This window comes from Brevibacterium sp. ZH18, from assembly GCF_022748595.1.
GTDB lineage: Bacteria > Actinomycetota > Actinomycetes > Actinomycetales > Brevibacteriaceae > Brevibacterium.
Window position 1 is genome coordinate 13,317 of sequence record NZ_JALDSX010000028.1, and the last position, 12,464, is coordinate 25,780.

Sequence of the window (12,464 nt, forward strand, 5' to 3'; positions counted from 1 at the left end):
TGAACCCAACTCTCCCTGCCCTGTGCGGGGCAGTGAACGGTCAGACCGCCTCGGCGCCGGTGAAGTCATGATGATGAACTGAGGCCGTCACCGGAATCCGGTGACGGCCTCAGCCTGCTCGGGTCGAATCAGCTCACGGTCTCGGTCGACTCGACCTCAGTTGGATCCGACGCTAGTCGGCCTCAGCGGTTTCCGCTGCTGTTGCCGCGGGCATCCGCCCAGCCGTCGAACCAGCCGCTTCCACCGCCGGTGAGGTCGTTGTTCGTATCATCCTTGCCGTTGTCGCCATTATCGCCGTTGCCACCGTCTCCGCCATCCGAGCCGTTGTCGCCCGGCGCGGTGGGGATTCCGCCTGGGATCGACGGCATGGTCGGGGAGGGCTCCTCCGGCGGCTTCTTGGCCACCTTCACAGTGATCTCCGACCCCTGTTTGACCTCGCTGCCACCGCTGGACGACTGCTCGAAGACCTTCTTCTCCTCTTCGTCGGCAGTCTCGACCTCTTCGGTCTTGCAACCCAGCTGATAGTCATCGCCCTCGAGGATCTTGCAGGCCTCGTCAGCGGACTTACCGGTCACATCGGGCACTTTGACCATGCCGGAGGACACGACGAGATCGACATTCGAATCGACATCGACCTTCGCGCCGTTGCCGGGCTTCGTCTCGATGACGACGCCCTTCTCCACCTCGGGGGAGTTCTGCGAGATGTGCGTACCGGCCTGGAGCTTCGCGTCATTGATGATCTTTCTGGCGTCCTCCTCGGACTTGCCGGAGACATCGGGGACCTTGACGCTCTCGGGTCCGGTGGAGATGATCAGCTTGACCACGCTGTCTTTGTTCACGCGTGAACCACCGGGAGGATCGGTCTCGACGGCTTTGCCCTCGTCGACCTTGTCGCTGTACTCCTCATCCCGGTCCACTCTCAGACCCTGTTGGAAGAGGGTGGATTCTGCCTCGTCGGCCTCCATACCCGCCACATCGGTGACCTGGACCTGAGGGATCGGCTCGGGCTTGTTGATCTCGTAGACCCACAGGGCGATAGCGGCGAGGGCGAGCAGCACGAAGATGCTGCCGATCCAGATCCACGCTCTCGAGCGCTTCTGCGGGGGTTTGTCCTCCTGCGCGAGGATCGTCGATACGGCACCCGTTTCAGGGGCCGCCTCGGCGTCCTGCGGATACTGCTCGGGCCCGACCAGCGGCGCGGCCATCGGGAAGGCCTGAGTGCGATCGAACTCATCGTCGAAGCTCAGCGGACGACCGTCACGGGTAGCGAGGACGTCCTCACGGAACGTGTAGGCGTCCTGGTAGCGCTCGTCGCGATCCTTGAGCAGCGCATGCATGAGCAGCCGGTCAACCTCGGGCGGGACGTTCGGATTGTAGAAGCTCGGCGGCTTCGGGGTCTCGCCCACATGCTGGTAGGCGACGGCCAGCTGCGAGTCGCCGACGAACGGAGGACGCCCGACGAGGAGTTCGTAGAGCAGGCAGGCCGTGGAGTAGAGGTCGGAGCGGGCATCGACGACCTCGCCGCGGGCCTGCTCGGGGGACAGGTACTGGGCGGTGCCCACGACCGACTGGGTCTGGGTCAGACCGCTGTTGTCCTTGAGTGCACGGGCGATGCCGAAGTCCATGACCTTGATGTCGCCCTCGGGCGTGAGCATGACGTTGGCGGGTTTGATGTCGCGGTGGACGATGCCGTTGCGGTGGCTGTACTCGAGCGGGGCGAGCACGCCGGCGATGACGTTGAGGGACTCGTCGACGGTCAGTGTTCCGTGTTCGTTGAGCACCTCGCGCAGGGTCTGACCCTCCACGTACTCCATGACGATGAACGGAACGGAGACGCTCGAACCACCGGTCTCGAAGAACTCCTCTTCACCGGAGTCGTAGACGGCCACGATGCCGGGATGGTTGAGACCGGCTGCTGACTGCGCCTCGCGTTTCAGCCGGGTGTGGAACGACGGGTCGCGAGCGAGATCGGAACGCAGAAGTTTGATCGCGATGCGTCGACCCAGACGGTTGTCGACGCCCTCGTGCACTTCTGCCATGCCCCCACGGCCGAGGAGCGCACGAATTTCGTAACGCCCCGACAGCACCTTGGGTTCAGTCATTTAAGTCCTCCGCTTGATTCACCCACGTTGTGGGAAAGTTCTCCGCAATTCACAAAGATTACTGGTCTTCTGCTCAGCAGTGCTCATCAGCCATTGGCTCCGCCGTTCGGATTCGAGCCGGTGCCGTTGGCACTCGAGCTGTCCTGACCGTTGGCGCTCGAGCTGGATTTCGAGCTGTTGGAACTGCTCGACGAACCAGGATCCGAGCTGCTGCTGGCATCGCTGCTCGAACTGCTCGACGAGCCGGGATCCGAGCTGCTGGAGCTATCGGAACTGCTCGACGAATCGGACGAGGAGTCACTCTTCGAACTCTTATCGGAGCTCGAGTCGGAACTGCTCGACGAACTCGCATCCTTGCTGTTCGAGTCGCTCTCGGAGTTCTTCGAGTCCTTGCTGTCCGAGCTCGAGCCGTTGTCACTGTCCGACTTCGTCGGCTTCGGAGTGCTCGGCGGTTCCGGCGTCTGAGTGTTCTCGGACGGGCCCGCCGAGATGTAGAGCGTGACGGTGTCACCCTTCTCGAAGGTGTACCCGTTGTCGCCCTTGCCCACATCGGCGACCGTTCCCGCAGCCCGGGACGAATCGATGGTCTGAGTGTCGACCTCGAGTCCCTGCTGTTGGAGGTTCTCCGTCGCCGAGGATTCGGTCTGTCCGATGTAATCGCTGGGTTGGATCGTGATTGCCTCAGGAGACGCGGAGGTCGTGGCTTCCGATGAGCTCGGTCCAGGTTCCGGCTGATTTCCGCCGTTGCCGAGGAAGAACCAGAGCAGAGAGCCGACGGCGATGAGGGCCACGATCGCGAGGATCCAGATCAGGGCACGGCCCTTGTTCGAAGACTTGTCCGCCGTGTCCTCATCCGCGGTCCGTGCGTCGACTTCGCCGCCGTTCGCCGCGTTCGCACCAACCGCCCCTGCTCCTGCAGCAGCGCCGGCTCCGACCGCGGCAGCACCGGGGTTGACCCGGGTTGCGTCATTGGACGAGGTGATCGGCATGGCCTTGGTCGTCGGCACGGGTTCGGGATTGTTGAATACCTGGGTCAGCGCCTCGGAGGCCGCATTCCCGTGGCGCATCTGCGGCAGAATCTCCTCTGCTCCGGCGATATCGCCGCTGGACAGTGCGTCCGCTGCCTTAGAGACCGCCATGGCATCGGAGGGCCTGCGTTCGGGCTTCTTCTCGAGCAGGCAGTCGACGAGGCGACGCAGCGGTTCCGAGACCGTGTCCGGCAGCGGCGGATGCTGCTGGTTGACCTGGGCGATCGCGATTGCGACCTGCGAGTCGCCGGTGAAGGGACGCTGTCCGGCCAGGGCCTCATAGGCGATGATGCCGAGCGCGTAGAGGTCCGAGCCCGGGCCCGAACCCTTACCGGTCGCCTGTTCGGGCGCCAGGTACTGCGCGGTGCCCATCACCTGTCCGGTCTTCGTCAGCGGTGCCTGATCAGTGACGCGGGCGATGCCGAAGTCCGTGATCTTCACCCGGAAGTCGGGGGTCATGAGGATGTTGCCGGGCTTGATGTCGCGGTGGATCACACCGACCTTGTGGGCGGCACCGAGGGCCTGTGCTGCCTGCGAGACGATGGACAGGGTGTCCGTCTCGGACAGGGGTGCACTGCGTTCGATGATCGCCGACAGTGCCTCACCCGGGACGTATTCCATCACGAGGTACGGAGAGCCGTCTTCGTCGCCGTAGTCGAAGACTCCGGCGATTCCGGGGTCGGAGACGCGACCCATGTTCTGCGCCTCGGCGCGGAACCGGGCGAGGAACGTGGAGTCGGACAGGTATTCGTCCTTGAGGATCTTGGCGGCGACCTCACGGCCGAGCACGGAGTCGACGCCTTTCCAGACTTCGCCCATACCGCCGACGGCGATCCTGGAGCTGAGCGTGTATCGGTTTCCCAACACGGTGCCTTCGACGGGTCTCATTTCTCGACCACCGCTTCCATCATGTTCTTGGCGATCGGTCCTGCGACCGTCGCTCCGTAAGCTTCATTGCCCGCGTTGCCGCCGTTCTCCACGACGACCGCCACGGCGACCTTCGGGTCGTCGGCGGGGGCGAAGGAGATGAACCAGGCGTGTGGGGCCGCGCCTGTGGCGTTCTGGGCGGTGCCGGTCTTCGCGGCGACCTTCGTCCCATTGATCTTCGCGACGGAGCCGGTGCCGTCGGTGACGACGTCCTCCATCATCGTGGTCAGCTGATCAGCGGTCTTCCCGGAGACCGGGCGCGACTGCTCCTTCGGCCGAGTCTTCTCGATCGGCTCGAGCGTGTTCGCGTTGAGCACCCGATCGACGAGCTGCGGCTTCATCATCTTTCCGCCGTTCGCGATGCCTGCGGTCATCATGGCCATCTGCATCGGGGTCGACCTGACCTCGAACTGTCCCAACGAGGACTGAGCCAGCTGGGGCGGGTTGAGGTCGTCGGGGAATGTGGAGGGAGAGACCTTGAGCGGAATGTCGAGATCCTGGCCGAAGCCGAACTTCTCGGCCTGTTTGCGGATCGCGTCCTGTCCCAGGTCCATGCCGAGCGAGGCGTAGGCCGTGTTGCAGGACTCTGCGAGTGCCTGCTCCATGGTCGGCTTGCCGCCGTTGCGGCAGGCGCCCGGGTGGGAGTTTCCGATCGTGGACGTGGTCTGGGGCAGGTCGAGACGGGCCGGGCCGTTGAGCTGCGATTCGGGCTTGTAGTCGCCGGATTCCAGCGCTGCCGCCGAGACGAGAACCTTGAAGGTCGAACCCGGTGGGTACAGGTTGCCGCCGATCGCACGGTTGTAGGCCGGCTTGCCCTCAGCGGAGTTGAGCGCGTCGAAGGCCGAGCGGGCCTCCTTCGGGTCATGGCTGGCGATCGGGTTCGGATTCCAGCCCGGCGTCGAGGCCATGGCGAGGATCTTTCCGGTCTTCGGGTCGAGGGCGACAGCAGCGCCCTTCTGGTTGCCGAGACCGTCCCACGCCGCCTTCTGCACCTTCGGGTCGATCGTGAGTTCGACGGCCGCACCCCGAGGCTGCTCCCCGGTGAAGAGGCTGCCGACCTTGTCGTAGAACAAGGCGTCGGAATCGCCGGAGAGGAGGTCACCGCTCGCACGTTCCATTCCCGAGGCGCCCGAGACGATCGAGTAGAACCCGGTCATCGAGGCATAGGCGCGAGGATCGAGACCTTCGGAACCGTACTTGCGCTGGAACTTGTACTTGTCGTCGACCGGTTCGGAATAGGCGATCTTCTTCCCGTCGACGAGGATCGGACCGCGATCACGCGCCAGCTGGTCGAGGACCTGCCGGTTGTTGAGGGCATTGTGGTTGAGCGAATCGGCGGTCACGAACTGCACCCAGCTCGTCGAACCGAACAGGAGCGCGAACATGACGAACCCGACCACGGTGATGTGGGTCAGAGACTTCTTCATCGTCCACCTCCAGTCATGCCCGGGTCTACGGGCCTGTTCGTGTCGAGATCCTCGGACCTCAGGTTCGTGGTGGGCGCCTCGTCCGAGGCGGGGGCTTCGACAGGGTCCTCCGTGATCTTGAGGACGCCGGTGTGGAACTCCTCGACTGGCCTGCGCGCGTTGTCGGAGATCCGCAGGAGCAGGCCGATGATCACCCAGTTCGCGATCAGGGACGAACCGCCCTGAGCGAGGAATGGCGTGGTCAGACCCGTCAGCGGGATGAGCCGGGTGACGCCGCCGACGACGACGAAGACCTGCAGGGCGATCGTGAAGCTCAGGCCCGTGGCGAGCAGGGTGCCGAAGCCGTCACGCAGCTGCTGGGCGGTCCGGATGCCGCGCTGGAAGATGAAGAGGTAGCAGAGCAGGATGACGAAGAGGCCCGCCATGCCCAGCTCCTCGCCGAGGCTGGCGTAGATGAAGTCGGATTCGGCATAGGGGACCATGTTCGGCCGGCCCTGGCCGAGTCCGGTCCCGACAAGGCCGCCGTTCGACATTCCGAACAGGCCCTGGACGAGCTGATACGAACCGCCGGGCGTCTTGTTGTACTCAGCAGGTGAGAGTGCGTTGAGCCAGCCGGACACACGCTGTCCGACGTGAGAGAAGAGGAAGGTCGCGGCGACCGCGCCGACCGCGAAGAAGCCGAGGCCGAGGATGATCCAGGAGACCTTGCTCGTTGCGACGTAGAGCATGGCGACGAAGAGCCCGAAGAACAGCAGCGAGGTGCCGAGGTCGCGCTCGAACACGAGGATTCCGACGCTGGCGACCCAGGCGATGACAATGGGACCGAAGTCGCGAAGGCGCGGGAACCGGATGCCCAGGATCTTCGGCCCGGCCGCGACCAGCTGGTCGCGGTAGGACACGAGGTAGCCGGCGAAGAAGATCGCGAGCAGGATCTTCGCGATCTCACCGGGCTGGAAGGACATCGGGCCGATGCCGATCCAGATGCGGGCGCCGTTGACGGTCTTGCCCAGGCCCGGGATGAGAGGCAGCAGCAGGAAGAGGAGAGCGGCGAACCCTGACACATAGGTGTACCGGCGCAGCCAGCGATGATCCTTGACGACGAAAATGACCAGAATGGCCAGTCCCACGCCGAGTGTCATCCACACGAGCTGGGTCAGGGCACTGTTCTTCATCTCTTCGCGACCCAGATCGATACGGTAGATCATGGCCAGACCCAGGCCGTTGAGCAGAACGGCGATCGGGACGAGCACAGGGTCGGCGTACTTGGCCTTCCACCACACGACGACGTGGATGATGAGGCCGAGGGCTGCTAGCCAGGCTGCGTACTGGTAGACGTTGGTCGGGATCGTATCCTCGGTGCCCAGCCCGACGAGGGCGTAGGCGCTCGTCGCCACGGCAATGGCGAGAATGAGCAGACCGAGCTCAGCCAAGCGGTAGGGCCGTGGCCGTGCAACTTGGTTGGAGGAGTCGGACATCAGTCTGACTCCTTGGTGATCGCATCACTCGGGTTGACCGCTTGGGAGCTCGGGGGCGAGGGCGCCGGGTCGCTCGGGCTCGCGCCGTCCTCGACGTTTCCGGACACATTGCCCGACTTCTCGGATTCCTTGCGGAGGTTGTCGATGATGCGGTTGGCCTCATCGCGCGAGTCGGCCTGGATGGAGCTGCGCAGACGGTCCTGGGAGAAGCTGTTGAGAGTGCCGACTTCGATGTCGGTGGTGTCCTCGAGACGGCTGAGCTCGATCGGGCCCAGCGTCGTGTCGAGGCCGCGGTAGAGCGTGACTTTTCCGTCGTTGTTCGTCAGGTAGTAGTGGTTGTCCATGTAGTTGTAGGCGAAGAATCCGCCCACTGCGAGAGCGATGATGACGATTCCCGCGATGATCCAGCCCAGGTAGGACCGCTTTTCGACCTCGTCGTCGTCAGCGTCGAGGTCATCCTCCTCGGCGGATACGGCCGCGCCCGTCTTCGCCTTCCGGGAGCCGGCGCGCCGAGAACCCCTGCGCGGGGCCTCGGACTCCTCCGAGTCCGGAGAATCCGTGCGCTGGGAGGGTGGGACCACCTCGGCGGTGGGCTCCTGCTTGTCCTCGTTGTCGACCGCCTGCAGTGGGACGGTGTCGGTGGGCACGTCGTCGTTGTCGCCGTAGTGGGGGACAGCCTCGGTGGGGGCGTCGCCGACGGCGCTCGTGCCGATCGTCGCGTACTGCGGATTGAGGTGGACGGAGCCGACCGCGCTGCCTTGGGCGGTTTCGACGGTGCCCTCGAGCACATCGCCGATGACGACGGTGACGTTGTCCGCGCCACCGCCGGCCAGTGCCAGGTCGATGAGTTTGCGGCAGCACTCGTCGGGATCGGCGATCTCGGAGAGCACCTCGGCGATGTCCGCGGTATCGGCGAAGCCGGTGAGGCCGTCGGAGCACAGCATCCAGCGGTCGCCGACGTGAGCTTCACGCAGGGAGAGATCGAGGTCGGGGGAGGCGCCGACGTCGCCGAGGACCTTCATGACGACCGACCGCTGGGGGTGGGTCTCGGCCTCGTCGGGGGTGATCCGACCCTCGTCGACGAGCATCTGGACGAACGTGTGGTCGTGCGTGACCATCTGGAGCGTGCCGTCGCGCAGGACGTAGCCGCGGGAATCGCCGATGTGGGCGAGAGCGAAGCGGTTGCCCGGTGCGCGCAGCAGCGCAGTGACCGTGGTGCCCATGCCCGCGAGTTCAGGCTGTTCGCCGACACCGCGGCAGATGCGGTCGTTGGCTTCGAGGATGGAGGTGCGCAGGATCTCGAGGGCGTCGTCGCCGCTGGGTTCGCGATCGAGGTCGGCAAGCCTGGCGACTGTGATCGCCGAGGCGACGTCACCTCCCGCATGTCCGCCCATTCCGTCGGCGACGAGCAAAAAGTTTGGTCCTGCGTAGCCGGAGTCCTGGTTGTTCTTACGAACCAGCCCGGTATGAGACCGGGCAGCAGAGCGGAGGGTGATCGTTCCGTCGGTCGTCACGATTGGGTCTCCAGCGTCGTATGGCCGATGGTGATCTGGGTGCCGATGCGCAGGCCGATCGGCGAGTGCATGCGTGAACCGTCCACGATGGTCCCGTTCGTCGAGTTGAGGTCCTCGAGGACCCAGGAGCCGTTGGCGGCAATGATGCGCGCGTGGTGGCTGGAGGCGAAGTCGTCATTGATGACGATCGTGTTGTCCGGTGCCCGGCCGAAGGTCACAGGCGCTCCGGAGAGGACCACCGAGGTTCCGGCCAGCGGACCGGCGGTGACCCGGATGGATCCCGGGTGAGCCTGGGACTGCGGCTTCACGGGTGCTGGTGCGGGTGCCGGCTGGCTGGCCTGCTGGGGCGGGGCCGACGTGCGGGACGAACGGCCACCTCGGCGGGACTTCTTCGATCCGCGCCTGGGTCCGAAGATGTCGCGACGCAGCACGCCTGCCACACCGAATACGAAGAGCCAGAGAATGATGAAGAAGACGAACCGGAAGACGGTGACGGTGAATTCGCTCACTGAACTTCCTGTTCGCTGTAGCGCACTTCTGCATCTCCGGCCATGAGGACGTCGCCGTCGGTGAGGTTCGCCGAGGTGAGCTTGCGTCCTCGCAGCAGTGTTCCGTTGGTCGATCCGAGGTCGTTGGCGACCGCGTGATCGCGTTCGACGGTGATCTCGAAGTGACGACGGGAGACGCCCGGATCGTCGATGACGATGTCGCAGCTGGCCGAGGAACGGCCGAAGACATGTGTGCCCGGGCGCAGTTCGTGAGTGGTGCCGTGGACGGTCACGCTGGCGGTGATCGTGCGTGCGCGGGCAGGAGCGGCCTGGCGGATCGGGGTCGACGCCCGCGGTGGTGCCGGCTCCGGTGCACGGCGGGGAGCGACCGGGCGGGAACCGGAGTTCGCCGAGCCCTCGCCGACGATGTTGTGTGCCCGTGAGGCGGGGTCGTAGCCGCCGCGGTTGGCCGGCTGAGCCGCCGGTGAGCCGTCGGGGCGCTGGGTGCTCGAGACGACGCGGTACATGCCGGTGTCGAGGTCGTCGGCTTCGACGAAGTCGACGGAGACGGGACCGACGAAGCTGTAGGCCTGTTCGACCGCGTGATCGCCGATGACCTGACGGAGGTCGGAGCGAAGCTCGTTCTCCAGTCCGGAGAGGCGATCGAAGTCCGTCGGTGAGAGTTCGATGGTGTAGTGGTTGGCGGTCAGCGTGCGACCGCGGGAGACCACTGCTGCTTTGTTGTCGGCCTCACGGCGTAGTGAGCCGGCCAGCTCGACGGGTTCGACCTGTGAGCGGAACGCTTTGGCGAAGGCGCCGTTGACGACATTCTCCAGTCCCTTCTCGAAGCGATCGAGAATCCCCATGGCACCTCCTCCTTCAGGTCTCGCTGTTTCAGCGGCGAACCCTTCGCCACCGGCTCGACCTGTCCGAACTGTGTGTCCGAACATGTCTGCACATGTCTGTTCTTGTCTATTCACGTCTGTTCAGTGTTTCCGGCCCTGCTGCGGTGCGCTGTCGAAGCCCGGTTCAGAGCTCGTCGACGTTCTGTCGAAGCCCTGGTCAAGACTCGCAGTGCACCTGTGAATCGGAGACACCAACACCCAATCCTAACGCGGGGAGGCTCTCAACTCACGTCTCCCGGATTCTCAGGGCAGAGCTGTGCCTCGATTCCCGGGAGTCGTCCAGCATAGGAGACGGTTCTGAGTACTCTATGTGCTCGGCGGGCCGCTGACGAGCGGAGATGTGACGGCGGTTACGGATGTGGGGCTCGAGGGGCTCGAAGCGTGATTCTCCTCGAATGTGAGGGTGGACACGTTTCGCACGTTTGACCCGTACTCGGTTTCCTGTTTCTTCTGCGCGATGCTAGAGTTTTCTCTTGTTCGCGCGAGTGGCGGAATTGGTAGACGCGCTGGCTTCAGGTGCCAGTGATCGCAAGGTCGTGGGGGTTCAAGTCCCCCCTCGCGCACAGTGGACAACAGCCCTTCACCGGGACCCTTCGGGGCCAAGGTGGAGGGCTGTTTCGTGTCTGCAATCTGATCTATAGCCCTGTAGCCCCGCAGGCGGTGAACCACCTCACAGGTCCGAACGGCAGAGCTTAGGCGGCCGGAGGAGAACTCGGTAGGCTCGAGTCGGAAGCGGCCGGTTGCATGTCTCCTCGAGCGTGCGTCCTGCGGACGATGCATTACTTCAATCGGAAGGCTCCGCAGTGGATGCCATGTTCTCAACGCTCACCTCTGTCCTGCTCGTCCTGTCGATCGTGTTGAACGGACTGCTGGCTGGCCTGTTCTTCTCGTTCAGCACGGCGGTCATTCCCGGCTTCCGCCGCGTTGTCGACCGCACGTATGCTCGTGCTTTCCGCGCGATCAATTCGGCCATCCTCAACGGTGTGTTCCTAGCCGTATTCGGTCTGGCACCGCTGTCTGCAGCTGCAGCCCTGGTGATGAACATCGTGACGGATGGTCGCGTGCCATGGGTGTGGCTCGTCCTCGGAGCGATCTGCTCGGTGCTGACATTCGCAGTCACGGCGGTTGTGAACGTTCCGCTCAACACCGGCCTCGATCGCGCCGACACCGGCACCGAGGCGGGAGCCCGTGCCGCACGCAGTCGGTTCGAAGATCGGTGGAACCGGTGGAACCACGTGCGGACGCTGACCAGCCTCGCGGCGCTCGTCTTCTTCGCCGTTGCCCTCGCCTTGGCCTAGGCAGATTCTAGGAATGGCTTACGGTTGCCGGGGCCATCGGCCGCCGGCTGTGTTTTCGAGGAAGGTGCGTTCGGCGGGGTCCGTGGTCAGTGCGATCGCACGTCGATACGCCTCAGCTGCGTCGTCGCATCGACCGGCTCGGGCCAGAATGTGTGCGCGCAGAGCCCATGCGGGTTGGAACGAATCGACGCGCTTGGCAGCATTCGTCTGTCCTCCTGCACCACCTGACCCACCCACAGAGCCCACATCGTCGAGAGCAGCGAGTCCGGCCTCGGGGCCGTCGATCTCGGCGATCACCGCCGCTCGGGATACCGCGCCGCCGAGGCTTGGAGCGATCGCCCCGAGATCATCATGGAGGCGCAGCAACATCGGCCAGTCCGTGCTGCCCGAGCGCACTCCTGCCATGTGCAGCGCCTGGATCGCTGCTTCGAGCCCGAAGCGACCGATCTGCCTCGTGCGATGAACCTCCCGCAGATGATGCTCACCCCGTGCAGCGAGCGTCGAATCCCAGGCCGACAGGTCCTGGGACTCAAGGGACACGAATTCCCCGCCCCCACCTCGGCGAGCGGGGAAGCGTGCTGCGGAGAGATGGAGGACTGCTGCGAGTCCGTGGGACTCCCCATCGTCGGGGCACAGCTGGGCGAGCAGGCGCGAGAGGTAGAGGGCCTCCCCGACGATGCCGTCCCGGGGTTCCGATTCGGCATGCACCCAGTCGATGGCAAAGGCACCGTAGATCGCCTCGTGGATGTCGGGGAGCCGCACCTCGAGATCGGCGCGGTCCGGCTGGCCGAAGCCGATGCCCAAGTCGGCGATGAGCTTTTTCGCCCGGGTGAGTCGTGCGGCGACGGTCGCGGCCGGAAGTGCCATTCCGACCGCGATCTGCTTCCCGGTCATGCCCATGACGGCAGAGAGCATGAGCAGTGGTCGCACCCCCGGATCGATGTCCGGATGAGCGCACGCGGCCAACAGTTCGAGGCGATGATCGGGCAGAGAGTCAGAGTCCGTCTGTTCCTCCGCGTCTCCGTCGTCGCGGAGCCGGCTCTGGATGTGGTCGTGGATATCGGGATCCCACGGCACCGAGGTGCGGGTCGCCGCCGACTTCCAGGCATCCCGTCGTGCGTTGAGCGCAACCCGGTAGAGCCAGCCTTCGGGATTGCGCGGGATCCCAGACTCCCGCCACACGCTCACTGCGCGTTCGAGGGCAGAGCTCAGCGCATCCTCGGCGCCGGCCAGATCGCCGTCCGCAGACGCGATGAGGGCGATGATCCGCCCCCAGCCGTCCTGGGAGAGGACCATCGTC

Annotated in this window: 9 protein-coding genes and 1 tRNA gene; 2 read left to right on the plus strand and 8 right to left on the minus strand. The window is 64.9% G+C overall.

Annotated elements, in window-relative coordinates; translation table 11 throughout:
* Positions 1–182: 182 nt before the first annotated feature.
* From pknB to MPN20_RS11155, 7 genes are all read right to left on the minus strand, one after another.
* Positions 183–2,102 (minus strand): Stk1 family PASTA domain-containing Ser/Thr kinase, encoded by a 1,920-nt coding sequence (pknB, locus tag MPN20_RS11125; protein WP_242782139.1) that lies wholly within the window; start codon positions 2,100–2,102, stop codon positions 183–185.
* Positions 2,103–2,188: 86 nt separating this feature from the next.
* On the minus strand, positions 2,189–4,018 hold the full coding sequence (locus tag MPN20_RS11130) for a protein kinase (RefSeq protein ID WP_242782141.1): 1,830 nt from the start codon (positions 4,016–4,018) through the stop codon (positions 2,189–2,191).
* Positions 4,015–5,484, minus strand: coding sequence for a penicillin-binding protein 2 (locus MPN20_RS11135; protein ID WP_242782143.1), 1,470 nt, complete (start codon positions 5,482–5,484; stop codon positions 4,015–4,017). The genes MPN20_RS11130 and MPN20_RS11135 overlap by 4 nt, the downstream gene beginning before the upstream one ends.
* Positions 5,481–6,959: an FtsW/RodA/SpoVE family cell cycle protein gene (locus tag MPN20_RS11140; protein ID WP_242782145.1), complete on the minus strand. Its 1,479-nt coding sequence runs from the start codon at positions 6,957–6,959 to the stop codon at positions 5,481–5,483. The genes MPN20_RS11135 and MPN20_RS11140 overlap by 4 nt, the downstream gene beginning before the upstream one ends.
* Positions 6,959–8,473, minus strand: a complete 1,515-nt coding sequence (locus tag MPN20_RS11145) for a PP2C family serine/threonine-protein phosphatase (RefSeq protein WP_242782147.1) — start codon at positions 8,471–8,473, stop codon at positions 6,959–6,961. Before MPN20_RS11145 ends, MPN20_RS11140 begins: the two co-directional genes overlap by 1 nt.
* Positions 8,470–8,982 (minus strand): FHA domain-containing protein, encoded by a 513-nt coding sequence (locus tag MPN20_RS11150; RefSeq protein ID WP_242782149.1) that lies wholly within the window; start codon positions 8,980–8,982, stop codon positions 8,470–8,472. The genes MPN20_RS11145 and MPN20_RS11150 overlap by 4 nt, the downstream gene beginning before the upstream one ends.
* Positions 8,979–9,827, minus strand: a complete 849-nt coding sequence (locus tag MPN20_RS11155) for a DUF3662 and FHA domain-containing protein (protein ID WP_242782151.1) — start codon at positions 9,825–9,827, stop codon at positions 8,979–8,981. The genes MPN20_RS11150 and MPN20_RS11155 overlap by 4 nt, the downstream gene beginning before the upstream one ends.
* Before the next feature lie 518 nt (positions 9,828–10,345).
* Here MPN20_RS11155 and MPN20_RS11160 point away from each other — a divergent pair.
* Together MPN20_RS11160 and MPN20_RS11165 are read left to right on the plus strand one after the other, a co-directional pair.
* Positions 10,346–10,429: transfer RNA gene (locus MPN20_RS11160), tRNA-Leu, on the plus strand.
* 249 nt (positions 10,430–10,678) lie between these two features.
* The gene (locus MPN20_RS11165; RefSeq protein ID WP_242782153.1) at positions 10,679–11,164 is read left to right on the plus strand and encodes an anthrone oxygenase family protein; all 486 of its coding nucleotides are present in this window, start codon (positions 10,679–10,681) and stop codon (positions 11,162–11,164) included.
* An 18-nt stretch (positions 11,165–11,182) separates the two neighbouring features.
* Here MPN20_RS11165 and MPN20_RS11170 read toward each other — a convergent pair whose 3' ends face one another.
* Positions 11,183–12,460, minus strand: coding sequence for a DUF6596 domain-containing protein (locus tag MPN20_RS11170; RefSeq protein WP_242782154.1), 1,278 nt, complete (start codon positions 12,458–12,460; stop codon positions 11,183–11,185).
* Positions 12,461–12,464: the final 4 nt, after the last annotated feature.